Origin of the sequence: Streptomyces xiamenensis (assembly GCF_000993785.3) — a bacterium.
GTDB lineage: Bacteria > Actinomycetota > Actinomycetes > Streptomycetales > Streptomycetaceae > Streptomyces > Streptomyces xiamenensis.
This window is the reverse complement of record NZ_CP009922.3, coordinates 3400580-3423960: the sequence shown is the minus strand read 5'-3', so window position 1 is coordinate 3423960 and position 23381 is coordinate 3400580. Positions and strand designations below refer to the sequence as shown.

At 72.5% G+C, this 23381-nt stretch carries 23 protein-coding genes, 1 tRNA gene, 1 pseudogene and 1 riboswitch; of the genes and pseudogenes, 9 read left to right on the top strand and 16 right to left on the bottom strand.

All coding sequences use genetic code 11. The annotated features are described in order from the left end of the window. Positions 1-162 precede the first annotated feature (162 nt). Positions 163-441: a MoaD/ThiS family protein gene (locus SXIM_RS15720; protein ID WP_030729523.1), complete on the bottom strand. Its 279-nt coding sequence runs from the start codon at positions 439-441 to the stop codon at positions 163-165. Next, complete coding sequence (gene thrC, locus SXIM_RS15715) at positions 438-1736, bottom strand: threonine synthase (RefSeq protein ID WP_030729525.1); 1299 nt, start codon at positions 1734-1736, stop codon at positions 438-440. The genes SXIM_RS15720 and thrC overlap by 4 nt, the downstream gene beginning before the upstream one ends. A 16-nt stretch (positions 1737-1752) precedes the next feature. Further along, a riboswitch (SAM riboswitch) is annotated at positions 1753-1891 on the bottom strand. Positions 1892-2137: 246 nt separating this feature from the next. On the opposite strand from thrC, the gene SXIM_RS15710 reads away from it, so the two are divergent. Both SXIM_RS15710 and SXIM_RS15705 read left to right on the top strand, forming a co-directional pair. Next, the gene (locus SXIM_RS15710; RefSeq protein ID WP_046724441.1) at positions 2138-3106 is read left to right on the top strand and encodes a glucosyl-3-phosphoglycerate synthase; all 969 of its coding nucleotides are present in this window, start codon (positions 2138-2140) and stop codon (positions 3104-3106) included. A gap of 133 nt (positions 3107-3239) precedes the next feature. Further along, on the top strand, positions 3240-4718 hold the full coding sequence (locus SXIM_RS15705; protein WP_046724440.1) for an alpha,alpha-trehalose-phosphate synthase (UDP-forming): 1479 nt from the start codon (positions 3240-3242) through the stop codon (positions 4716-4718). Positions 4719-4785: 67 nt separating this feature from the next. On the opposite strand, the gene SXIM_RS15700 is transcribed toward SXIM_RS15705, so the two are convergent. From SXIM_RS15700 to SXIM_RS15680, 5 genes are all read right to left on the bottom strand, one after another. Continuing rightward, the gene (locus SXIM_RS15700; RefSeq protein WP_078846937.1) at positions 4786-6099 is read right to left on the bottom strand and encodes a serine hydrolase domain-containing protein; all 1314 of its coding nucleotides are present in this window, start codon (positions 6097-6099) and stop codon (positions 4786-4788) included. 121 nt (positions 6100-6220) lie between these two features. Next, positions 6221-7084, bottom strand: coding sequence for a trehalose-phosphatase (gene otsB / locus SXIM_RS15695; protein ID WP_046724438.1), 864 nt, complete (start codon positions 7082-7084; stop codon positions 6221-6223). Positions 7085-7111: 27 nt separating this feature from the next. Beyond that, entirely contained in the window at positions 7112-7330 is a 219-nt protein-coding gene (locus SXIM_RS15690; RefSeq protein ID WP_043177166.1) for a DUF3263 domain-containing protein, read from the bottom strand. A gap of 100 nt (positions 7331-7430) precedes the next feature. Beyond that, positions 7431-8711 (bottom strand): ABC transporter substrate-binding protein, encoded by a 1281-nt coding sequence (locus tag SXIM_RS15685; protein WP_030729542.1) that lies wholly within the window; start codon positions 8709-8711, stop codon positions 7431-7433. Between the two features lie 233 nt (positions 8712-8944). After that, positions 8945-9409, bottom strand: a complete 465-nt coding sequence (locus tag SXIM_RS15680; protein WP_046724434.1) for a hypothetical protein — start codon at positions 9407-9409, stop codon at positions 8945-8947. Positions 9410-9543: 134 nt separating this feature from the next. Here SXIM_RS15680 and SXIM_RS15675 point away from each other — a divergent pair, with 134 nt between their 5' ends. Both SXIM_RS15675 and nagA read left to right on the top strand, forming a co-directional pair. Next, positions 9544-10548 carry an ROK family protein gene (locus SXIM_RS15675; protein WP_030729549.1) on the top strand — a complete coding sequence of 335 codons (1005 nt, stop codon included), beginning with the start codon at positions 9544-9546 and terminating at the stop codon, positions 10546-10548. Beyond that, positions 10535-11707, top strand: coding sequence for an N-acetylglucosamine-6-phosphate deacetylase (gene nagA, locus SXIM_RS15670; RefSeq protein ID WP_046724432.1), 1173 nt, complete (start codon positions 10535-10537; stop codon positions 11705-11707). Before SXIM_RS15675 ends, nagA begins: the two co-directional genes overlap by 14 nt. A gap of 81 nt (positions 11708-11788) precedes the next feature. On the opposite strand, the gene SXIM_RS15665 is transcribed toward nagA, so the two are convergent. Both SXIM_RS15665 and cdgB read right to left on the bottom strand, forming a co-directional pair. Next, entirely contained in the window at positions 11789-12751 is a 963-nt protein-coding gene (locus SXIM_RS15665) for a hypothetical protein (protein WP_046724430.1), read from the bottom strand. A 99-nt stretch (positions 12752-12850) separates the two neighbouring features. After that, a complete protein-coding gene (cdgB, locus tag SXIM_RS15660; RefSeq protein WP_030729556.1) occupies positions 12851-14467 on the bottom strand; it encodes a diguanylate cyclase CdgB in 1617 nt (538 codons plus the stop codon). Positions 14468-14753: 286 nt separating this feature from the next. On the opposite strand from cdgB, the gene SXIM_RS15655 reads away from it, so the two are divergent. Beyond that, positions 14754-15254, top strand: a complete 501-nt coding sequence (locus SXIM_RS15655; protein WP_030729558.1) for a flavin reductase family protein — start codon at positions 14754-14756, stop codon at positions 15252-15254. A gap of 113 nt (positions 15255-15367) precedes the next feature. Here SXIM_RS15655 and arfB read toward each other — a convergent pair whose 3' ends face one another. After that, a complete protein-coding gene (arfB, locus tag SXIM_RS15650; protein WP_030729561.1) occupies positions 15368-15808 on the bottom strand; it encodes an alternative ribosome rescue aminoacyl-tRNA hydrolase ArfB in 441 nt (146 codons plus the stop codon). Between the two features lie 162 nt (positions 15809-15970). On the opposite strand from arfB, the gene SXIM_RS15645 reads away from it, so the two are divergent. After that, positions 15971-16546: a TerD family protein gene (locus tag SXIM_RS15645; RefSeq protein ID WP_030729564.1), complete on the top strand. Its 576-nt coding sequence runs from the start codon at positions 15971-15973 to the stop codon at positions 16544-16546. A gap of 54 nt (positions 16547-16600) precedes the next feature. On the opposite strand, the gene SXIM_RS15640 is transcribed toward SXIM_RS15645, so the two are convergent. Continuing rightward, complete coding sequence (locus SXIM_RS15640) at positions 16601-17236, bottom strand: Uma2 family endonuclease (RefSeq protein ID WP_078635305.1); 636 nt, start codon at positions 17234-17236, stop codon at positions 16601-16603. A gap of 144 nt (positions 17237-17380) precedes the next feature. Next, a complete protein-coding gene (locus tag SXIM_RS15635; RefSeq protein WP_078846936.1) occupies positions 17381-17896 on the bottom strand; it encodes a Uma2 family endonuclease in 516 nt (171 codons plus the stop codon). 166 nt (positions 17897-18062) lie between these two features. Here SXIM_RS15635 and SXIM_RS15630 point away from each other — a divergent pair, with 166 nt between their 5' ends. After that, the gene (locus SXIM_RS15630; RefSeq protein ID WP_046724428.1) at positions 18063-19055 is read left to right on the top strand and encodes a zinc-binding dehydrogenase; all 993 of its coding nucleotides are present in this window, start codon (positions 18063-18065) and stop codon (positions 19053-19055) included. 53 nt (positions 19056-19108) lie between these two features. Here the strand turns inward: SXIM_RS15630 and SXIM_RS15625 are convergent. Continuing rightward, a pseudogene (locus SXIM_RS15625) lies at positions 19109-21270 on the bottom strand (alpha-galactosidase). A 70-nt stretch (positions 21271-21340) separates the two neighbouring features. Here SXIM_RS15625 and SXIM_RS15620 point away from each other — a divergent pair. Continuing rightward, complete coding sequence (locus SXIM_RS15620) at positions 21341-21604, top strand: hypothetical protein (protein WP_046724426.1); 264 nt, start codon at positions 21341-21343, stop codon at positions 21602-21604. Positions 21605-21687: 83 nt separating this feature from the next. Next, positions 21688-22302, top strand: coding sequence for a flavin reductase family protein (locus tag SXIM_RS15615; RefSeq protein WP_030729581.1), 615 nt, complete (start codon positions 21688-21690; stop codon positions 22300-22302). Between the two features lie 119 nt (positions 22303-22421). Here SXIM_RS15615 and SXIM_RS15610 read toward each other — a convergent pair. The 3 genes from SXIM_RS15610 to SXIM_RS27465 form a co-directional block, all read right to left on the bottom strand. After that, positions 22422-22494: transfer RNA gene (locus SXIM_RS15610), tRNA-Thr, on the bottom strand. Between the two features lie 159 nt (positions 22495-22653). Further along, entirely contained in the window at positions 22654-23160 is a 507-nt protein-coding gene (locus SXIM_RS15605) for an NlpC/P60 family protein (RefSeq protein ID WP_046724424.1), read from the bottom strand. Next, positions 23142-23309 carry a hypothetical protein gene (locus SXIM_RS27465; RefSeq protein ID WP_158708003.1) on the bottom strand — a complete coding sequence of 56 codons (168 nt, stop codon included), beginning with the start codon at positions 23307-23309 and terminating at the stop codon, positions 23142-23144. The genes SXIM_RS15605 and SXIM_RS27465 overlap by 19 nt, the downstream gene beginning before the upstream one ends. Positions 23310-23381: the final 72 nt, after the last annotated feature.

Sequence of the window (23381 nt, the reverse complement as noted above, 5' to 3'; positions counted from 1 at the left end):
ATTCATATGCGGTCGGCATCGGATGGGCCGTCCCCGCGCGGGACTCACTCTATCGCCCCGGAAACGCCCAACCGCCCCGAAGCGGACAGCTTCGGGGCGGCTGTTGAAGATGTGATCAAGTGTAGACCTGACAGGGCGTGACCAGGCCGGGCCGACCGGTCGTCAGCAGCCCCCGGCCACCGCCGGGATGATGGAGACGCCCGCTCCGTCCGGCGTCGGGGTGTCCAGGCCCTCGGCGAAGCGCACGTCGTCGTCATTGACGTAGACATTCACGAAACGGCGCAGCTTGCCCTGGTCGTCGAGCACCCGGGCGGCGATTCCCTGGTGGTTCTTCTCCAGGTCGGCGAGGACGTCGCGCAGCGTTCCACCGTCGGCGGTCACCTCGGAACGTCCGCCGGTGTAGGTGCGCAGGATGGTCGGGATTCGGACAGTCACACTCATGCGAGGCCGGCCTCTCGGAAAGCGTCCAGATTCGGACGGATGATGGCGGTGGGACCGGTGGTCGCCGCCACCGCGTCCAGGGTCTTCAGGCCGTCGCCGGTATTCAGTACGACCGTCGTCAGTTCCGGGTCCAGCTGCCCGGTCTCGATCAGCTTGCGGGTGACGCCCACCGTCACCCCGCCCGCCGTTTCGGCGAAAATGCCCTCGGTGCGGGCGAGCAGCTTGATGGCGTCCACGATCTGCGCGTCGTTCACGTCCTCGACCGCGCCACCGGTGCGGCGGGCGATGTCCAGGACGTAGGGGCCGTCGGCCGGATTGCCGATCGCCAGGGACTTGGCGATGGTGTCCGGCTTCACCGGCCGCACCACGTCGTGCCCGGCCTTGAACGCCTGGGAGACCGGCGAGCAGCCCTCGGCCTGGGCACCGAAGATCTTGTAGGGCCGGTCCTCGACCAGGCCGGTCGCGATCAGCTCCTTGAGCCCCTTGTCGATCTTGGTCAGCTGGGATCCGGAGGCGATCGGGATCACCAGCTGGTCGGGGATGCGCCAGCCCAGCTGTTCGGCGATCTCGAAGGCCAGGGTCTTGGAGCCCTCGCCGTAGTAGGGGCGCAGATTGACGTTGACGAATCCCCAGCCCTCACCGGCGGGGTCGCCGATCAGCTCGCTGCAGAAACGGTTCACGTCGTCGTAGGTGCCCTCGATGCCGACCAGCTCGCCGCCGTAGACGGCGGCCATCACGATCTTGCCCTGTTCGAGATCGTGCGGGATGAACACGCAGGAGCGGAATCCGGCTCTGGCCGCCGCGGCGCCGACCGCGCCCGCCAGGTTGCCGGTGGAGGAGCAGGACAGCGTGGTGAAGCCGAAGGCGCGGGCCGCCTCCACGGCGTTGGCGACCACCCGGTCCTTGAAGGAGTGGGTGGGATTGCCCGAGTCGTCCTTCACGTACAGCTCGCCGCCGTGACCCAGCGCGGCGGCCAGCCGGTCGGCCTTGACCAGAGGGGTGTCGCCGGGGTTCAGATTGGGCTTGGAGGCGACATCGGCCGGCACCGGCAGCAGCGGCGCGTAGCGCCAGATGCTGTGCGGTCCGGCCTCGATGGCGGCCCGTAGCGCTTCGGGGTCACCGGTGGGCAGATCGTACGCGATTTCGAGAGGACCGAAACATGCCTCGCAGGCGAAGATCGGGCTGAGAGGGAAACGCTCCCCGCACTCCCGACAGGAGAGCGCGACGGCGGGCCCGAGATCGACGGCGGAGCCGCCGGGGGGCGTGGTGGAGGTGTGCGATGTGAGCACAGGCATGGGTACGAGGCCCTTCCCCTCATCTTCCCCGTGACGGATTTCGCCACAGGACGGAATTGGCACCTTCCCCACCGGGAGCCTCGCATCGTCACGAGACCGGCGGAAGGGTTGCCGGGGCTTCAACGGGCCGTTCCCTCTGCCCCTCTGGATGAGCTGTATTCAGTTGACCGCGCAGCGTCTCCGATATGCGGAGGACACCTGCACTGCCCGAGACTGTAACGGACGCCCCGGACAATGGCTCATGCCGTCCGATCCGCGAGACGAACAGGAGACAGACATATTCCCGCCCGAACTGGGCACCACCGATGAGGGCCATAACCGCCCATTGCTGACAGATCCAACAGACAAGACTTACCTGACCTACCCGACTTATATGGTCGAAGCGAACAGGAGCGACATTCGTGCTGGAAGAGGCTGAGGAGTGGCTGAGCCGCCGGTCCTGGACTGCCGCTGACCGCTCGCTGCGACGGTTGCTGGACGCGAAAGCCGCGGCCGGCCCGGCGGGCAGCGTCAGCGTCGTGCTTCCCGCGCTGAACGAGGAAGCGACCGTCGGCACCATCGTGGAAGCGCTGCGCCGCGACCTGATGGAAACCGTGCCACTGATCGACGAGCTGATGGTGGTGGACTCCGGATCCACCGACCGCACCGGAGAGGTCGCCGCCGCGGCGGGCGCCAAGGTCGTCCACCGCGACGAGATCCTGCCCAGAATGCCCACCGTCCCCGGCAAGGGGGAGGTGCTGTGGCGCTCCCTCATGGCCACCAGCGGCGAGATCATCTGTTACGTCGACGCCGACCTGCGGGAGTTCGACTCCTGCTTCGTCTCCGGCATCCTCGGACCACTGCTCACCGAACCCGATGTGCACCTGGTCAAGGCCATGTACGACCGCCCGCTGGGCGACGCCCCCTCCGGCGCCCACCAGGGCGGCCGGGTCACCGAGCTGGTGGCCCGCCCGCTGCTCAACCTGCACTGGCCACAACTGGCCGGTGTCGTCCAGCCCCTGGGCGGCGAGTACGCGGCGCGGCGCTCCCTGCTGGAGCAACTGCCCTTCCCCGTCGGGTACGGCGTCGAACTCGGCCTGCTCATCGACACCCTGCACCTGGCCGGCCTGAACGCGGTCGGCCAGGTGGATGTCGGGGTGCGCAAGCACCGTCACCAGGACGGCCAGGCCCTGGGCCGGATGGCGGCCGCCATCATGCGCACCGCGCAGAGCCGGCTGCCGGGCAACGGTCCCGTGCCCGTGCAGCAGGGCATGATGCAGTTCGAACGGCTGGCGGAGGGCGGCTTCTCACCGCTGACCCACACGATCCACACCGAGGAACGTCCCCCGATGGCCACCATCCCCGAGTACGCCGCCCGCCAGGCGGCGTAGCCCGAGCTTCCCGGCCGACCCCGGCCCGTGCCGCACCCCCTCACCGGGGTGCGGCACCCGGGACGCGGGACGGGACACGCCAGGGTGACCGGACGCACGTTTGTACCCGGCCACGGGTGGCTAGGGTCGGGACATGGGCGTTGCAGAGGTCTCCGAGGCTCCTCCGGTCCTGGTCGCGTCCAATCGCGGCCCCGTCAGCTACACGCTCGCGGACGACGGCACGCTCACCGCCCGGCGTGGCGGCGGCGGGATGGTCTCCGGCCTTTCCGCCCTCGGCTCGGCGGCCGGCACCTGGGTGTGCGCGGCGCTGGGCCCCGGCGACCGCGAGGCCGCCGCCCGCGCGGGCACCGGCACCCTGGAGGCGGCCGACACCGGAGGCCAGTCCGTACGGATGCTGGACATCCCCCCGGACATCTTCGACGCCGCCTACAACGGCATCGCCAACTCCGTGCTGTGGTTCGTCCATCACCTGCTGTACCAGACGCCGCTGGAGCCGGTGTACGACAGCGCCTTCGAGAGCCAGTGGGCCGGCTACGAGAGCTACAACGCCGCCTTCGCGGACGCGCTGGCCGCCGAGGCCGCCCGGGGTGCGGAGGTGCTGGTCCAGGACTACCATCTGGCCCTCGTCCCCGCCCTGCTGCGCGAGCGCCGCCCCGATCTGCGGATCGGACACTTCTCGCACACCCCCTGGGCTCCCCCGGACCTCTACCGGGTGCTGCCCGACGCCGTCGCCCGCCAGGTGCTGCGGGGCATCCTCGGCGCGGACCGCGCCGCGTTCCTGACCCGGCGCTGGGCGCGGGCCTTCGCCGACTGCTGCGCCGACCTGCTCGGCGCCCGGGTCCGGGACGTGCCCGAGGGCACGGCCGGTACGGACGCGTTCACCGTCACCCTCGACGGCCGGACCACCCGGCTCGGTGTCCACGGCCTGGGCGCGGACGGCGACTTCCTGCGCGAGCGCGCCCACCGCCCCGACGCGGACGAACGGCTGGCCGCGCTGCGCGCCCAGGTCGGCGACCGCAGGACCATCGTGCGCGTCGACCGCACCGAACTCTCCAAGAACATCGTCCGCGGGCTGCTGGCCTACCGCCGCCTGCTCACCGAACATCCGCAGTGGCAGGGGCGGGTGGTGCACGTCGCCTTCGCCTACCCCTCCCGGCAGGACCTGGAGATCTACCGCGCGTACACCGCCGAGGTGTCCCGGGTCGCCGAGGGCATCAACGCCGAGTTCGCCCGGGGCGACTGGACGCCCGTGGTACTGCACGTGAAGGACGACTTCGCCCGCTCGCTGGCCGCCTACCGGATGGCGGACGTGGCGCTGGTCAACCCGATCCGCGACGGCATGAACCTGGTCGCCAAGGAGATCCCGCTGATCTCCGAACAGGGCTGCGCCCTGGTCCTGTCCCGCGAGGCCGGCGCCGCCGCCGAACTCGGCGACGACGCCCTGCTCGTCAACCCCTACGACATCGCCGGCACGGCCGAGGCGCTGCACCGGGCCCTGACGATGCCCGCGGACGAACGCCGGGCGCGGGCCGGGCGGCTCGCCCGGGCCGCGACCGCGCTGACCCCCCGCGACTGGTTCCTCGCCCAGGTCGAGGCCCTGCGCGGCAGCTGAGCGAGCCGGCGGACCGTTCACCGGTGGTCCGGGCGGCGGGCGTTCGTGCCCGCCGCCCCCGGCCGGGTCAACGGACCCCGCACACCGCCCGGTCCACCAGGTCGATGCCCGCCCGGAACTGTTCCTGGGCCTTGTCCTGGTCATCCAGCCACAGGGTGTACTCCGCGGCCGCCGCCGAGTACCGGCCGTCGGCGCTCACCCCGGTCTCCGAGACCGTACCGAACGAGGTACCCCCGTGGAACCACAGGCCGCCGTCCGCGCAGCGCTGCGGCGAGGCGCCCTCCACCGGGCGCCACGCGATGCCCAGGCCGTACCCGCCGCCCGGCGCGAAGTCGTCGGCGGGCACGGTCTCCTTCATCAGCTCCAGCGTCCCCGGCTCCAGGAGTTCGCCGCCCAGCAGGGCCCGCAGGAACGTGTTCATGTCCCGTGTGGTGCTGATGATCGCGCCGTCCGCGCCGGCGTCGGCCATGACCGAGGTGTCGGTCAGCTCCTGGCGGCCCGGGAACTGCATGTACCCGGTGGCCGTGGGCCGCGGGACGTACGCGGACGTCCCCGGGGTGAGGGTGTGCGCCAGGCCCAGCGGCTCGATGATCCGTTCGTGCACCTCGTGCTCCCACGGGTGCCCGGTCACCTTCTCGATGATCATCCCGGCCAGGATGTAGTTGGTGTTGGAGTACGCCCACCGGGTCTCGCCCTGCGGGTCCGCGGCGTCCGGCAGCCAGCCGGGGGCCTCCGTCATCGCCAGCGCCACCTTCTCCGCGTTGTCCGAGGTGCTGAACCGGGTCTCGCGGTAGTTCTCGGGCGTGAACGCGTCCAGGTCGGACAGGAAGAGGATGTCCGTGTAGTTGGGGAGACCGCTGGTGTGCCGCAGCAGGTTGGTGACGGTGATCCGGCCGCCGTCGTTGCCGTTGCCGGTGACGACGCCGGGCAGCAGTTCCTCCACGGTGTCCTCCAGCGCCAGCCGGCCCTCCTCCACCAGTTGGAGCGCCACCACCGCGGTGAAGGTCTTGGTGTCGGAGCCGATCCGGTAGTACGCGTCCTCGGGCACCTCGCCCCGCCGCTCCAGGTCATCGACCCCGGCCCGCGCGGTGCTCCGCCGGCCGTCGGCGTCCACCGTCTCCGCCGTGACCCCGGTGGCCCCGGCCGTCACCACGGCCTGCGTGTCCCGCTGCAACTGGCGCGCGACCCGGTCCCCGTGCCCCGCCCCGCCGGACTCGGCGGCGCCGGCCACCGCCGCGCCGCCGCCCGGAGCCAGCAGGGCCACCGCGGCGATCGCCCCCAGACCGGTGGCGGCGAGCCCCGCCCTGGTCCACGCCGTACGCCGCGCCGCCCCGCCGTTCCTCCTGCCGCCGCCGCTCTCCCCGTCGCGCACCGCACCCATCTCCCGACTCCGTTCTGTGAAGGCCAGTGCACTACAAGCTACCGAGTGTCACTGACAACCACGAGCCGGAGAGCCCCCCGACCGGAGGTGGGGCCAGCCCCACCCCGCAGCTGATCCGGCGTCAGCCGATCGACCGCGCGAGGGCGGACAGCAGCGCGGCGATCCCGCCCGGGCCGTCCACCGTCAGGTCCGTGACCGCCGCCAGTTCGGCCACCTCCGTGCTGCCGCTGCACACCCGGACCCCCGGAACGCCGTCCTCGCGCAGCTTCGCCACCGCGTCGAACGCCGCCAGGTCTCCGAGATCGTCGCCCCCGTACAGCACCGCGGAGGCGCCCTTCTCGCGCGCCAGGGCGGTCAGCGCCGCGCCCTTGTCCATGCCGGGCGGCCGGACCTCCAGCACGAACCGCCCCGGCTCCAGCGCCAGGCCGAGCCGGGCCGCCAGTTCGGTCAGCGGTTCGCGCAGCGCGGCGAACACCCCGGCCGCGTCGGGTGCCGTGCGGGTGTGCACCGCCAGCGCGTTGCCCTTGTCCTCCAGGAGAACGCCGGGCCCGGCCCGCTCCACCAGCGCGGCCAGTTCGGCACGGGCCGCCGCGATGCCCGGGTGCGGCGGCGGCCTGTGCAGTGCGCCGCTCGCCGCGTCCCACCGCTCCGCGCCGTAGGCGCCCAGCACGGTCAGCCCCGCCAGCTCCGGGTGCCCGGCGAAGCCTCCGAGCCGTACCGCCACCTCGGCCGGGCGGCCGGTGATGATCGCCAGCACCCCGATCCGGGGCGCGAGGCGGGCGAGGGCGGGCAGCGCGTCCGGGTGCGCGTACGCCCGCTCCGGGTCGTTCACGATCGGGGCCAGTGTGCCGTCGAAGTCCAGCGCCACCAGCGCCCCCTCGGGGCGCGCGAGCAGTGCCGCGAGCCCCTCGCGGCCGGACTCGGTCACCGGCTCCGGGAGAGAGGGAGGGGAAGGGGATCCGGAAGGTACGGGAGGAGTGCCCATGCCGGTGACCCTACCCAGCGGGTGCGGCTATCTTCCTCCGCGCCGCACATCCCGCAACCGCCGCAGCCGGTTGACCGTCACCGGGTCGTGGGCCAGCGCCCGCTCGTCGTCCAGCAGCGCGTTGAGCAGCTGGTAGTACCGGGTCGGCGAGATGCCCAGCCGCTCCCTGATCGCCCGCTCCTTGGTGCCGGAGCCCGCCCAGCCCTGCCGTTCGACCGCCAGCACCGCCAGCTCCCGCTCGGACAGCCCACCGGCGGCAGCCGTGTCCGCGTTCGCCGCCGCGTCCGCGCCCCCGTCCGTACCCCGTTCACTACTCACCCGGGCATTTTATCCCCTTATGGACGCCCTACGACGTCGGCTGCTCCCCCAGGTCGGCCGCCTCCGCCTGCTCCTGGAGATCCGCGAGAATCCCCGGCACATTGCTGCTCGGCTCCAGTGTCGCCCCGATCCCCTGCGCGACCAGCGTCGAGACCCGCGACCACGACACCTTGCCGACCGGGAAGAATGTCGCGGTCGGCAGCGCGTCGAGGAACGGCGTCAGCCGCTCGCCCTGCCGCCCCTCCTCCTGGTCCTGCATCGCCTGCGAGGCCGGCGTCGTCACCGGCAGCAGCTCCCAGCGCTCGGCGAAGGTGTTGACGTTCTCGGCCGTGAAGACGTACTTCAGGAACGTCCCGATCGCCTCCCGGTGCCCCCGCTGGTTGAACGCCATCAGCCACGACGCCTCCCCCAGCGTGGAGGTCGACGGCGCCGCGAACCCGGGCAGGTCGGCAGTCCCGTAGGACACCCCGCCCCGGTCGGACTGCCGCATCAGCACCGGGTCGGCGAACAGCATGCCCACCGTGCCCTCCGCGAAGCCGCTGTACGCCTGCTGCCGGGTCGTGGAGCCCGGGGGCCGGTCACCGGTCAGCCCCGGAGTCACCAGTTCGTCGCGCAGCCAGTTGAACGTGCTCGCGTTCATCGGCGAGTTGAGCGTGTAGCCACCGGTGTTGTCGGTCAGGCCACCACCACCGGCGAGCATCCACATGAGTGCCTCGCCCGCCGCGTCGTCATGCCCGAACGGCAGGGCGAACGGCACCGCGACCCCCGTCGTGCGCAGCGCCGTCGCCGCCTCCAGCAGTTCCTCCCAGGTCTCCGGCGGCACGTCCGGGTCGAGACCGGCGTCCTCGAACAGATCCTTGTTGTAGAACAGCCGGCCTATCCGCGCCGCGAACGGCATGCCGTACTGCACCCGCCGCATCTCGCCCGCGATCGCCAGCGAGGGGATGAAATCCGCGAGCTGGGATATCGGCAGCAGCTCATCCGCCTGGTACAGCTCGCCCGCCGACGCGAAATCCGCGAAGGCGCCGATCTGGGCGATATCGGGGGCGTCTCCCTCGGCCACCATGCGGGCGACCTCGGCGTTCGCGTCCTGCCAGCGCAGCGTGGTCACATCGATGATGATCTCCGGGTGCTCCAGCCGGAAATCCGCGACCAATTCGTTCCAGTAGCGCTGCGTGCTGCCGGTGTCGGACGCCTCCCCGGCCTCGGCCGCCACCAGCTTCAGCACGGTCTCCGAGCTGCCGCCGGAATCATCGCCCCCGCACGCGGTCGCCGAAAGGCCGACGGCCCCGGTCAGACCGGCCGTCATTCCCAAGAACTTCCGACGTCGCACGTTCACAACCCCTTTGTCCAGAAAATCATTTCTGCCCCGAGCGCGCCCGCCGAGAGCCGCGCGCGATGAAGGAGAGTCTGCCTTGCGGCGTCGTGATCACGACCGTCACCATCGGTATCGCTTTCACAACAGCTATGCGCCCGGGGAGGTTTGAGAGACGTACGGGACGGGCAAAGAGCCCCGGCGGAACGGCTGACGATCCGTTCCCGTCAGTGGCCCGCCGACCGGCACAGGTCGAGCACGCCCGCGTCGATCATGTCCTTCCCCAGTTCACAGGCTTGCGCCCACGACGAGGGGACGCCACCGGCACCGTCGGGCAGTTCCGGAACCAGCCCGGCCCCCGGGCGGGGCGCGGTGGCCGCCGTCTCCGCCGCCGACGGCGCGGCCGCCGGAGCGGGCGTGGCCCCCGCACCACCCGGGGCCTGCGGCCCGGGTTCGGGAACGGGATGCGGCCGCGGTTCACCCGCGGGCTCGGGCAGGTTGTCCCGGTCGGCGGTCTGCTCCCCCGCCTGCCGCTGCGCCGTCTCCTCGCCCCCGGCGCCGTCCGCGCCCCCGTCCGCCTCCGTCACCCCGGTGACCTCGGCGGCGTCACCACCTCCGGGGTGCACCGACACACACCCCGCACAGCCCAGACCGGCCAGACAACCCAGCAGTACCGCGATGCTCCGTTTCATGTCCTCCCCAACGCCCCGCGCCCGCACGACAGGACGGCCGACCTGCCCCGTATCACCCTGCGGGAGCAACCCGTTCGCCCTCAAGGGGGACAGGTGGACTAGACCTCTTGGCGCCGCCGGGTGAGACTGGGCGCGTGACCAGTGATCACGACGACGGGTACGTCCTCGCCCTCGATGTCGGCGGGACGGGCCTCAAAGGCGCCCTGATAGGCCCCGATCGACGACACGTCCGGTACCAGGAGCGCCGCCCCACGCCGCGCGCGGCCGGACCCGACGCCGTCGTCGAGGGCGTACTCGGCTTCGCCCACGAGCTGTACGAGACCGGCCGCGACCGCTACGGCGCACCCCCGCTCGCCGCCGGAGTGATCTTCCCCGGCATCGTGGACGAGGAGCGCGGCACCGCCGTGTACGCCGCCAACCTCGGCTGGCGCGACGTACCACTGCGCCGCCTGCTGAGCGAACGGCTGCACGGCACCGACGTACGGGTGGGCCACGACGTCCGCGCCGGCGGGCTCGCCGAGGCCCGCCTGGGAGCCGGGGCACGGGCCACCGGCGGGCGGTTCTTCTTCGTCTCGCTCGGCACCGGCATCGCCTGCGCCATCAGCACCGGTGACGGCCGGATGGAGACCGGGGCGCACGGCGGCGCCGGCGAACTCGGCCACATCGTCGTACGGCCCGGCGGCGAGAAGTGCGGATGCGGACAGCACGGCTGCCTGGAGACGCTGGCCTCCGCCGCGGCCGTCACCCGCGCCTGGGCCGTCGCCGGCGGCGACCCCACCGCCACCGCGGCCGACGCCGCCCGCGCCGTCGACGCCGGCGACCCGGCCGCCCTGGCCGTGTGGGACACCGCCGTCGACGCGCTCGCCGACGGACTGCTCACCGGCATCAGCCTGCTCGACCCCGAACTGGTCATCATCGGCGGCGGACTCGGCGAAGCCGGCGAGACCCTCCTCACCCCCCTGCGCGCCGCGCTGACCCGCAAGGCGACCTTCCAGCGGCTGCCGGACCTGGTCCCGGCCGCCCTCGGGGACGCCGCGGGCAGCCTGGGCGCGGGCCTCCTCGCCTGGGACGCCGTCACCGCCGCCGGCGCAGGCGCCCTCCCCCACGCCCCGAAAGGCCGCAGCCATGACCGCCACTGACGCCCGTGCCCGTACCGTGCTCGCCGGCGCCCACGTCGTACGCCCCGGCGGCGTCGACGAGGGCGGCCGGGTGACCGTCGAGGGCTCCCGTATCGCCACCGCCACCGCCGACAACCGCGACGGCGTCGCCGGGCACGCCACGGAGACCCACGACCTCACCGGTCACTGGATCGTGCCCGGCTTCGTCGACATCCACGTGCACGGCGGCGGCGGCGCCTCCTTCTCGGCCGGCACCGCCGAGGAGGCCCTGACCGCCATCGACACCCACCGGCGGCACGGCACCACCACGATGCTCGCCTCCACCGTCACCGGCACCCTCGACGACCTGGCCCGCCAAGCGGGCGCCCTGTCCGAACTCGTCGAACAGGGCGACCTCGCCGGCCTGCACTTCGAGGGCCCCTTCATCTCCCCGGGCCGCTGCGGCGCCCACGACCCCGACCTGCTGCGCGCCCCCGAACCGGACGCCGTCCGCCGCCTGCTGGACGCCGCGCGCGGCACCGCCCGGATGATGACCGTCGCCCCGGAACTGCCCGGCGGCATCGAGGCCGTACGGCTGCTCGCCGAACGCGGCGCCATCGCCGCCATCGGCCACACCGACGCCACGTACGAGACCACCCGCGCCGCCATCGAGGCGGGCGCGCGGGCCGCCACCCACCTCTTCAACGCCATGCCGCCCCTGGGCCACCGCGCCCCGGGGCCGGTCGCGGCGCTGCTGGAGGACGAGCGGATCACCGTCGAACTGGTCAACGACGGCACCCATCTGCACCCCTCCGTGCTCCGCCTCGCGCTGCGCGCCGCCGGCCCGGACCGGGTGGCGTTCATCACGGACGCGATGGGCGCGGCCGGCATGGGGGACGGGAGCTACCCGCTGGGCCCGCTGCGGGTGGAGGTGAGGGACGGGGTGGCGCGGCTGCCGGACGGCACGATCGCGGGCTCGACCCTGACGCTGGACCACGCCCTGCGCCGGGCGGTCACGGTGGACGGCCGCCCGGTCGACCACGCGGTCCGCGCCCTGTCCACGACCCCGGCGCGGCTGCTGGGCATCGCGGACCGGACGGGCTCCATCGAGGAGGGCAAGGACGCGGACCTGGTGGTCCTGGACGCGGACCTCACGGTGGTGGGCGTGATGCGCCGAGGTGAATGGCTGGTGAAGCCGTGAAGGAAAGAAATAAGGCCGCCCAGAGGTGGGGGTGGCGGCCGTGCGGCGGGTGCGCGCGAAGCGGGGGGGACGCGACGGGCGTCAGTTGGTGACCTGCTCGTCGGTGATCCACAGCGTGTCGATGTAGACATCGCACTTGTCACCGGTGGTGCAGCCGATGTGGAAGGTGTTCTCCCCCGGCTCCAGGTTCACCAGCTTCCAGGTGCGCGTCCACCGCTCGTCCAGGCCCGCCGAGTCATCGATGTAGGGGCCGTTGTAGTCCTCCGCCGAGATCTTGTCCTCACGGATCTCGGAGTTGACCGCGAAGCTCAGCGACTGGTCGCCCTTCACGGTGTAGCCCATGTTGAAGTAGTACTGCCCCGGCTCGCCCTGGAAGTCGATGGTCCAGGTGATCGTCGCGTTGTGGTTGTTCATGCCGCCGACGTACGCGCCGGAGTCGGTGCGGGCCTTGGGGATGTTGGACTCCAGGCCGGCGCCGCTGGAGAGCGTGATCTGCGACTGGTCGGTGAGGTCCGCCGTCGGCAGCGCCCCGTCCGGGTCGCCGTCCTCGTCCTCGTTCTCGTCGCCCGGGTCCTCGTCGTCCGGGTTGAGGTCGTCGTCGTTGTTGTCGCCGGTCGGGTCCACCGGCTGGTCGCTGCCCTGGCTCTGGTCGTCCTGGTCGCCGCCGCTGCTGAAGATGATCGCCGCGCCGACACCGACCACGACCGCCGCGACCACCGCGATGGCGCCGATCAGCAGCCCGTTGCGCTTGGGCGGTCCCTGGTCACCGCGACCGCGCCCACGGCCGCCGTGGCCGCCACCGTACGAGCCGCCGCCCTGGGTCTCGGGCGCCGCGTAGTGGGCGTCCTGCTGGCCGTGGCCACTGCCCTGGCCGCGCTGCCCGGCGAAGGTCCGCTCCCCGACCGGGCGGACCTGGTGGTACGACGGGGGCGGCTGCGGCGCCGGCGCCTGCCCGGCTCCCTGACCGCCCTCGGGCCGATAGAGGTACCCGAAGGGGTCGTCACCCTGCTCAGGCGTACCTCTGCCCTGGCTCCCCGCACTCATCGACCGCGCTCCTTACCCTTACCTGTCACTGCTGTGCCCCGCCCTGGTACATACGGGCGCGAGCCTACCCCGTTCGGGGGACAGCGCCGCCTGATCGGTTCAGCCCGCCCGGCGGCGTCCCTGTGACCTCGATCGCTTCTCCACGTACATCCGCTGGTCGGCGGACTCCAGGATCTCCGCCGTGGTCATGCCGCACGCGGCCCAGCCGATGCCGAAGCTCGCGCCGACCCGCACCGGGCGGCCCTCCACCCGGATCGGCGGAATGATCGCGTTGCGCAGCCGCACGGCGAGGTCCGAGGCGTCGGCCGTGCCCAGCCCCTCCGCCAGGACGACGAACTCGTCACCGCCGAGCCTGGCCACCGTGTCGTTGTCCCGCACGCCGCGCTCCAGCCGCCTGGCGACCTCCACCAGGACGGCGTCGCCGCAGACGTGCCCGAAGCGGTCGTTGATGGACTTGAAGCCGTCCAGGTCGCAGAAGAGCACCGCGAGGCCCTTGCCGTCCCCGTCGGCGGCCTCCGGCGACCTGATGTGCTCGTGGTGGTCGTACCCGGCCCGCAGCGGCCCCTTGCCACCGCTGTCGAAGGCGTCCGCGGCGGCCTCCGCCGGGGTGGCGGCCCGGCCGTGCCGGGCCCGGCGCGGGGTCTGCTCGCATATCCGGTCGCCGAGCCGGGCCCGCAGCTCGGCGCTGTTGGGCAGCCCGGTGAGGGAGTCGTGACTGGCGCGGTGGGCGAGGGCCAGCTCGTGCCGTTTGCGTTCCTCGATGTCCTCCACATGGGTGAGGAGCATCCGGGCGCCCTCGGCCGCGTCGGCGACGACCGAGTTGCGCAGGCTCACCCACACGTAGCTGCCGTCGCGGCGCGCGAGGCGCAGTTCGGCGCGCCCGCCCTCGGCCGAGGTGCGCAGCAGGACGCCGGTGTCCTCGGGGTGGACGAGGTCGGCGAAGCCGTAGCGGCGCAGGACGGCCGCCGAGCGGCCCAGCAGCCGGCACAGGGCGTCGTTGACGCGCAGCAGCCGGCCGTGTTCCTCGCCGCCGACCTCGGCTATGGCCATGCCGCTGGGCGCGTACTCGAAGGCCTGCCGGAAGCTCTCCTCGCTGGCGCGCAGGGCCTGCTGCTCGCGTTCGAGCCGGACCAGGGCGCGCTGCATGTTCCCACGCAGACGCGCGTTGCTGAGGGCGATGGCGGCCTGCGTGGCGTACATCTGGAGCGCCTCGCAGCCCCAGGGTCCGGGGCGGCGGCCGTTGCGCGGTTTGTCGACGGTGAGGACGGCGAGCAGTTCGCCGTCGGGTGCGTGCATGGGGGCGAAGAGGCGGTCCATGGGATGCCACTCGTCCGGGTAGCGGGGCGCGGGTCCTGTGATGTGCCACTGGGGGACATCGTCGTGGTCGAGGACCCAGCCCTCGGTGTACGGGATGAAGCGCAGTTCCCCCCAGCGCTCGCCCATGGTGAGACGGCGTTCCCAGGATTCGCGGGAGCCGGAGCGGCCGGCGACCTCCGCTTCGACGGTCTCGCTGCCGGCGACGGCGGCGACGAGGAGGTCGCCGTCAGGTCTGACGTAGTTGACCGCCGCCAGTTCGAAGCCGACGGCCTCGACGACTCCGTTGGCGATGGTCTGCAAGGTGTCGGCCACACTGCGGGCGGTGCTGAGCTTCGCGAGGACGCGGTGCAGCTCTCGCAGCGAGGCGAGTCGAACGTATGGCTCCGTCTCCGTTTCCATCACTCCCCCGAACGACCCGAATGCACGTGCAGATACACAGGCCACTGAATCACAGGGAGCTGCCCACTAGGTACACAGGGTCAGCGATAAGTCGCCTGCTGTGATTCAAGTCACACTGCGGAAGGGCTCGGTCGCACGACGTAGGACGCGGGGTCACCCGTTTTGGTTCTCGGGTCCGATACCGCTGCGCGACGTGCGCCATTAGCGTGGCGGCGTGCGCCTCCCCACTGAGTCACCCCAGATACCGGTCCCGGCACCCGAGCCGCTCGTCCCGCATCCTGAAGGGGTGAGCGAGGACGAGTTCAGGGGCGCGATGGCCAGGCTCGCCGCAGGCGTGGTCCTGGTGACCGCCCACGACGAGGAGGACGGGCCGCACGGCGCGCCCGCCGGGATGACCGCCACCGCCTTCATGTCTGTCTCCCTGGACCCGCCACTGGTGCTGGTGAGTGTACGGACCGGTTCACGGATCGACGAACTGCTGGAACGTCAGCCCCTGTGGGCGGCCTCGCTGCTCGCCGAGGGCGAACGCACCATCGCCGGCCGGTTCGCGATGAAGGGGCGGCTGAGCGACAAACTGCTGTTCCAGGAAGTCCCGCACACCCTGGGCCGGATCACCGGGGCGCCGCTGCTGACCGGCGCGCTGGCCACGGTGGAGTGCCGTACCGAACAGCGCGTGGCGGCCGGGGACCACACGCTGGTGGTGGCCCGGGTGCTGTCGGTCGGGCTGCCGGCGGTGGAGGGCGGGCCGCTCACCTACTACAAGGGGCGCTACCGCCACCTCGCCTGAACGGGCGGGGCCGGGCGGCCGGGCCCGACCCGGGCCCTGGTCCTTTCGACCCAGGACGCCCCCCGCACGGGCCCTGGCCCCGGCCGATCCCGCCCGTCGCCCCCAGGCCTCCCTCAGTCCCAGCCCTCGCGCCCGGAACGCCCCCGCTTCACGCCCCCGCGCTGCTTCTTCTCGCGCAGCCGCCGCTCGTTGATCCCCTTCGGGACCCTGGTCGCCCGGCGCGGCGCGCGCGGCGGAGCCGTCGCCTCGGCGAGCAGCCCCGCCATCCGCAGCGCGGCGGTCTGCCGGTTGCGCCACTGCGAACGGTGCTCGGAGGCCCGTACGACCAGCAGCCGCCCGTCCGTCAGCCGCCCGCGCGCCGCGAGCTCGCGCAGCGCCCGCTCCTTCCACACCGGCGGCAGCGACTCGGTGGCCGCCAGGTCGAAGGAGAGCTCCACCTGGGAGTCGGTGGTGTTGACGTGCTGACCGCCGGGCCCCGAGGATCGGGAGAAACGCCAACGCAGCTCGGCCTCGGGCAGGAGGACCGCACCTCGGATGACATAGGGACCGGACATGTGTCCATGGTCCTACGCGCCCCCGGGCGCGCGCATCCCACTTTCGGGACGCTGTGGGGCGTGATGGAACCCGAGGGCCCCCTGTCGTCGTTGAAGGGGTGCGCGGGTGTGTACCCGCAATCGGGCAACCGATCAACCAAGCTGGATTAAAGGGGATTCTCCATGGGTGTGAGCCTGACCAAGGGCGGCAATGTCTCGCTGACCAAGGAGGCTCCGGGCCTGACGGCGGTCACGATCGGCCTCGGCTGGGACGTCCGTACCACCACGGGCGCCGACTTCGACCTCGACGCGAGCGCCCTGGCGGTGAACGCCGCGGGCAAGATCGTCTCCGACCAGCACTTCATCTTCTACAACAACCTGGTCTCGCCCGACGGTGCCATCCAGCACACCGGTGACAACACCACCGGCGACGGCGACGGCGACGACGAGACGATCAACATCAACCTGGGCTCCCTGGGCGCCGATGTCGACAAGGTCGTCTTCCCCGTCTCCATCCACGACGCCGACAACCGCGGCCAGAACTTCGGCCAGGTGCGCAACGCGTACATCCGCGTCCTCAACCAGGCCGGAGGCGGCGAGATCGCCCGCTACGACCTGACCGAGGACGCCTCGACCGAGACCGCCATGGTCTTCGGCGAGCTGTACCGCAACGGCGCCGAGTGGAAGTTCCGCGCGGTCGGCCAGGGCTACGCCTCCGGCCTGGCGGGCATCGCCCAGGACTTCGGCGTCAACGTCTGAGGCCACGCCGTACGGCGGTAACGGTGGCGGTTCCCTGAGCGGAACCGCCACCCCTCAGAACTCAGAGGTGTCCACCTCGAAGCCAAAGGGATCGGGCAAGGGCACGGGCTCACCCACGGGCCTGGAGAGCGTGTCGAGATACCGGCCGCGCCGCGGGTTCGAGAACAGCGTGACCAGACCCTTCTGCCGGTCCACCAGCAGATAGCAGGGGACCCCCGCCCGAGCGTAACTGCGGAGCTTCTTACCCCGGTCGTTGTCTCCGGTGGAACGTGAGGCGACCTCACAGACCAGCAGGACGGGCGCGGGGTCGTGGTACAACTCGGGGCTCGTGAAAGCCCCCTTGGGAGCAATCACCAGATCGGGGACGAGCCGGTCCGCAGGGGCCTCTCCCGGGATGCGCAGCCCGATCCCGGTTCGCATGCGCAACCCCTTGGCCTTGTGCTCGCCGATCTGTTCGAGCAACTCGCTCACGATCTCTTCGTGATCACCATTCGCGGGTGGCACGACGTGGATATCCCCTTCGATCAATTCCACGCGCCACCCCTTGGGAGCGGTCGCGTCCAGTTCGTCGAAGGTGGTCTCCACTACCGAAGCCATGCGCTCAGCGTCCGAACGCTCCCCCTGGGACGTCCAGGGCTCGTCGCTCTGATCACGGGTGCGGTGATCACGCTCGGGAAGAGTCACGGTCATGGCGTACCTCCTTCTTACCGAACGCAACCCTGCCAGCGTAAAACTGCCCACCGACAGCCGTGACGGGACCGACCACCCGAAGGTGTGATCACCAGGTGTTCGGTTTGACCGGGGCCGGGAAGACGGCGGTGTCGAGGGAGATGTTCAACGGGGCGGGGAGGGTGAGGCGCTCGCCGAAGGGGACCGAGTTCTTCTGGATCCAACGGGCCCCGAGGGCCGCGTGAACAGCATCGTGGAACGGTAGTGACGGTCCACCAGAAGGTAGGCCGGAAAGCCCGCCCGGGCGTAGGAGCGGACCTTCTCCACCCGGTCCACATTGCCGGTCGCCTTCATCGTCACCTCCGCCACCAGCAGCGGCAGAGCCCGCGCCCCACCCTCTCCGTCCGCCGGCATCAGCACCACGTCCGGCAGTACCCGCCCCGGCATCTCCTCGTCCGCCAGCTCCAGCACCGGCACCGGGCCCACCCCCGAACGCACCGTCACGTCCGGCCGCTGGGCCCCGAGCTGGGCCGCCAGCGAGGCCACGATCTCCGCGTGCCCGGCGTCCTCCTGCGGGGTCACCCGCACATGGCCGTCCACCAGCTCCACCCGCCACCCGCGGGGGGCCACCGCGGCCATCGCCGCGTATCCGTCCAGGGCCGTCGCCGTTGTCACGTTCATGCCCCCGACCCTCCCAGCGCGGCCCGGCGCGCCGACAGAGCGCCCCAGCGATGATCACCCGAAGGTGTGAGCCTTGACCTCAAGTCCTCTTGAAGTTGCACCGTTGGGGTGTTCGCGGCACCGCCCCGGCCACCGCGCGCCACCCTCCGGGAAGGACACCCCGCCCATGCACGCCATCCGGCTCCACGCCTACGGCCCGCCCGAGAACCTGCGCCACGAGGAAGTCCCCGACCCCACACCCGCCCCCGGCCAGGTCCGTATCGCCGTCGCCGCCGCCGGCGTCCACCTCGTCGACACCGTCCTCCGCTCCGCACCCGTCCCCGGCTGGCCCGAACCCGCCTTCCCCACCATCCCCGGCCGCGAGGTCGCCGGCACCGTCGACACCGTCGGCGAAGAGGTCGACCCCTCCTGGATCGGCCGCCGCGTCGCCGCCCACCTGGGCATGGTCCCCGGTGGCTACGCCGAACTCGCCGTCACCACCCCCGACCGCCTCCACCCCCTCCCCGACACCCTCCCCGCTGACCGGGCCGTCGCCATGATGGGCACCGGCCGGATGACCATGGGCATCCTCCGCTTCACCACCATCGGCCCCGGGGACACCGTGCTCGTCCTCGCCGCGGCCGGCGGCATCGGCACGCTGCTCGTCCAGTACGCCAAGCACCGCGGCGCCACCGTCATAGGCGCGGCCGGCGGCCCGGCGAAGGCGGAGACCGTCGCCTCCCTCGGCGCGGACCTGGCCCTGGACTACACGCGCCCGGACTGGGCCGACCGGGTCCGTACGGCCTACGGCGACCGCCCCGTCACCCGCGTCTTCGAGGGGGTCGGCGGCACGTACGCCCGCACTGCCATCACCCTGCTGGCCCCGGGCGGCGCGCACCTCTCGTACGGGTACGCCTCCGACGCGGACGACATGCTGATCGTCCCGGAGGAGGAGCAGCGGCGCCTGGGCATCACCTCCGAGGGCACCTTCGGCCCCGCGCTCGCCGCGAAGATCGGCGGCATGGAGAACATCCGCGTCCTGGAGGAGGAGTCCCTGCGGTACACGACCGAGGGCGTGCTGACCCCGCTGGTGCAGAGCTACCCCCTCGCGGAGGCGGCCCGCGCGCACCGCGACCTGGAGACGCGGGCCACCACCGGCAAGGTCGTCCTCATCCCGTAGCCCGCCCCCGGGTGGCCGCCCGCCCGGCCACCCGGCGGCCCCCGACCGCCGCGCTACGCCACCCGCACCGCCTCCAGCAGCACCAGCCGCTCCGGGTGCAGCGTCGGCGGCTGCACCCCCACCGTGTCCAGCACCCGGCCCGGCAGCGTCACCCCGTCCTCGTCGCCCCACCACGGCAGCGTCAGCCACGACGACACCCCCGCCGCGTCCCCCGGCGCCAGCGGCGTCACCCGGTACTCCCCCGCCGGGTCCAGTCCCGGCAGCCGCACCCGCCCCACCGGCGACTGCACGCTCGTCGCCGTCTGCACCAGCGCGAACACCGCCCGCGCGGCGTCCGGCGCCACCACCCCGTGCACCCACAGCGCCGGATCCGGGTGGTCGCCGCGCACCACGTCACCGCCGTGCAGCAGGGGCGCAGCCGCTTGTACAGCGTGATCCACTCCGCCAGCTCGGCCCGGTCCGCCCCGCTCGCCCCCGTCAGATCCCACTCGATCCCGAAGTGCCCGAACAGCGCGGTGCCCGCCCGGAAGTCGAGCCGGTGCTCCCGCCCCGTCGTGTGGGCCCGCGGGGACCCCACGTGCGACCCCATCAGCTCGGGCGGCAGCAGCAGCCCCGTCCACCGCTGGATGGACTGCCGCTCCAGCGCGTCGATGCAGTCGCTCGTCCACACCCGGTCGGTGCGCTCCAGAATCCCCAGATCGACCCGGCCGCCGCCCGAGGAACACGACTCGATCTCCAGGCCGGGATGCCGGGCCCGCAGCTCGTCCAGCAGCCGGTAGGTGGCCAGCGTCTGCTCGCGCACCCCCGCCCGGCCGCCGGCCGCGCTGTGCCCGGCCTCGATCAGATCGCGGTTGTGGTCCCACTTCAGGTACGTGAGCGCGTACTCGTCCACCAGCGCGTCCAGCCGCCCCAGGATGTACGCGTACGCCTGGGGGTGCCCCAGGTCCAGGACCTGCTGGTGCCGCGAGGGCGGCGGCAGCCGGTCGCCGGTGGCCAGGATCCACTCGGGGTGCTCACGCGCCAGGTCGGAGTCCGGGTTGACCATCTCGGGCTCGACCCACAGCCCGAACTCCATGCCGAGCCCGCGCACGTGCTCCGCCAGCGGGTGCAGCCCCTGCGGCCACACCTCCTCGTCCACGTACCAGTCGCCCAGACCCGCGTGGTCGTCGCGCCGCCCCCGGAACCACCCGTCGTCCAGCACGAACCGCTCCACCCCGACCGAGGCCCCCACCTCCGCCAGCTCCTTCAGCCGGGCCAGGTCGTGGTCGAAGTACACCGCCTCCCACACGTTCAGCGTGACCGGCCGGTTGTCGGTACGGGGGTGGCTCGCGCGCCCGCGCAGGTGGCGGTGGAAGCGCGCCGCCAGCTCGTCGAGCCCGGAGCCGCCGTAACTCCCGTACACCCAGGGGGTCACGTACTCCTCGCCCGCCGCGCCCAGCGTCACCTCGCCCGCCAGCAGCAGTTCGCCGCCGCCCAGCAGCGAGACGCCGTGGCTGGTGCGCTCGGCGAGCGAGCGCTGGTTGCCGCTCCACGCCACGTGCAGCCCCCACACCTCCCCGGAGCGGAATCCGAAGGCGTCCGTCCCGGCCACGTGCACGGTCGCCGCGTCGGTACCGGTGCGGCCCCGGCGGTTCTCCCGCAGATGGGTACCGAGTGTGAACGCGTGCCGCTGCGGGCTGCGCTCGCGCAGATGCCGGCCGGTGAGGGTGAGCACCTCGGTGGCCCGGTCGGGCACGGGGAGGGTGAGCAGGACGCCGGAAAGGGTGTACGGGGCCCGGCCGGCGGCGGAGGGCAGGCTGGTCACGGTGGCCCGCTGCCGTACCAGGCCGGACTCCGTCAGCTCCACTTCAAGACGCAGCCCGAGCCCGGCGTGCGCGTCCTCGGCGTCGACGGTGAGGGACCGCTCGCCGGGGTGGAGCGCGGTGACGGCGAAGGCGGTGGAGAAGTCCGCCCCGGCCCGGTGCCCGGTCAGCCCGGGGGTGCCGAGCCAGCCGGCCGACTGCTCGGGAAGCAGACTCACCGGGACCGTCTCGTCCGTGCCGTTGGGCGCGACCGGCGGCACCGAGGCCCGTACGAGCGCGGCCAGCGCCGCGGCGGACAGCTCGCCCAGATCGGCGCCCCAGTGCACGGCGCGCGGCAGCCCGGTGCCCGTGCAGTTCAGCACGAGGCTGACCCCGGCGGCCCGAAGATGAACAATGGTCCCGTCGTGTCGCATCTGCGGCCTCTGCTTGATTGATCGAACATGTTGAGTCGTGTGCGATATTTCTACCTGGAGGGCAGCCTCGATGACCACCCCGTACGCCTCCGAATCCCGCACCAACCCGGAACGCTGCAACTGGTGCGAAGGTGAGGGTGTCCGCCCCTACACCTGGGCCTACGTCCCGGGCAACGACCCCTTCCGCTTCCGGGACGCCGTCACCCATACCCGTATGGGCAACTGCCGCAACTGCCGGGGCACGGGCATCTACCACGCACGCCGGGATCCGACGATCCCGGCCGAGGACGGCGCCGGCCCCGGTCCTGGCTCCGGCTCCGGCGATGACGACTGACGGCCGCGCCGACCGTGCCGCCCGCGGCGGCGGCCTCCTCGCTTCGGCGCGCACCGAAGGAACCCGTTCCTAGGCTCCGGACCATGCATCACATCGCCATCGAGCCGTCCATCCTCTACTTCGGCACCCCCGTGGTGCTCCTCAGCACCGAGAACCAGGACGGCACCTTCAATCTGGCGCCCATCTCATCGGCCTGGGCCCTCGGGCAGACCGTCGTCCTGGGCCTGGGACGCGACGGTCAGACGGCGCACAACCTCACCCACCGCCCCGACCTGGTGATCAACCTCCCGGCCCCGGACCAGTGGCCCGCGGTCGAACGCCTGGCGCCCCTGACCGGCCGCCATCCGGTCCCCGCCACCAAGGCCGAGGGCTGCCGCCACGAGCCGGACAAGTTCGGCGCCGCCGGGCTCCACCCGGCGCCGTCGCACACCGTCCGGCCGCCCCGCGTCAGCGAGTGCCCCCTGCACCTGGAGGCGAGAGCGGCCCGGGTGCGCCCGGACGCCGAGGGCGACTTCCTGATCGTCGAGGCCCACGTCCGCAAGGTCCATGCCGACCCGCGCCTGACCGTCCCCGGCACGGACCACATCAGCCCGGCCGCCTGGAGCCCGCTCCTCTACAACTTCCGCCACTACTACGGCCTGGGGCCCGAACTCGGGCGCTCGTACCGGGCGGCGGCCCCCACCGCGGCGGGGCGGTAGCGGCGGCCGGGAAGCCCACGGAGCCACGCGGTGGCGGATCTTGGCGCACGACGGGGGCCAACCCCCGGCCCGGACAACGCACGGGCTGCCCGGACGCGTCCGGGGGGCCTGTGCCTGAGAGCCGCCTGTCGGATTCGAACCGACGACCTTCGCTTTACAAGAGCGGTGCTCTACCAGCTGAGCTAAGGCGGCGCCGCCCCGGGCAACTTCCGGGGCGCGCACAGCCTACCTCGCTTCCCTGACCACCGGGCAGCGGAAGGGAGACTGCCCCACCGGGGCGGCCTCGTGGAGCGGGAGGGAGGAAGGTCCGGACGCCGCCGGCCCTGTCTCGGACGGACCCGGTACGTCGCCTCAGGTGCCGGAACCGAAGCGGGTGGCCTGGTCGTGGCGGGCAGCGGCCGGGGCGTCGGTGGTCCATCGTCTGGGGCGGGAGCCGCGCAGGAAGCGCTCGGCCGGGGCCCAGCCGGCCCGGCGCAACAGGTCCCAGCCGGGCGGCGGGGTCAGGTCCTCCAGGTGCTCGGCGGGGTCGATGCGGACGCGGTCCCAGGCGTGGATGACGCGGCCGTCGCCGAGGGCGATGCCGACGTGGCCCCAGTTGCGGCGGGTGCCGAGGAGTTCGCCGACGCTGTCGTAGAAGACGAACGCGCCGCGCGGCGGGGGCCCGGTGCGGGTGGCGGCCTCGTACAGCACGGCGGATTCGTGGGCGGTGTCGCCGCCGAAGAGTTCGAGCCCGTTGGCGCGTTCGTAGGCGTCCTCGACGAAGGCGAGGCAGCGCGTGGCGTAGGCCGTGGAGCCGAGGTGGCCCTCGGCCCAGGCGATGGCGTGGTCGGCGAGGCGGCTCAGGTCGTCTTCGTCCATCCGCCGATGCTGGCGGCCCGCTCGCCCGGCGCGCCACAGGTTTTCCGCCGCCACGGCGGCAGGGCGAAGCGGCGGCACACATGGAGGCGGGTGGCGGTCTGGGTGATGGGCCAGTTGGGCGGGGGACCCAGGCCGGTGCTCGTGTTCATGAGGGCCGGATGTTCCCGCTGCTTCACTCCGCGCTATGCGAACATGTGTTCGAGACGATCGAAACGTACGGA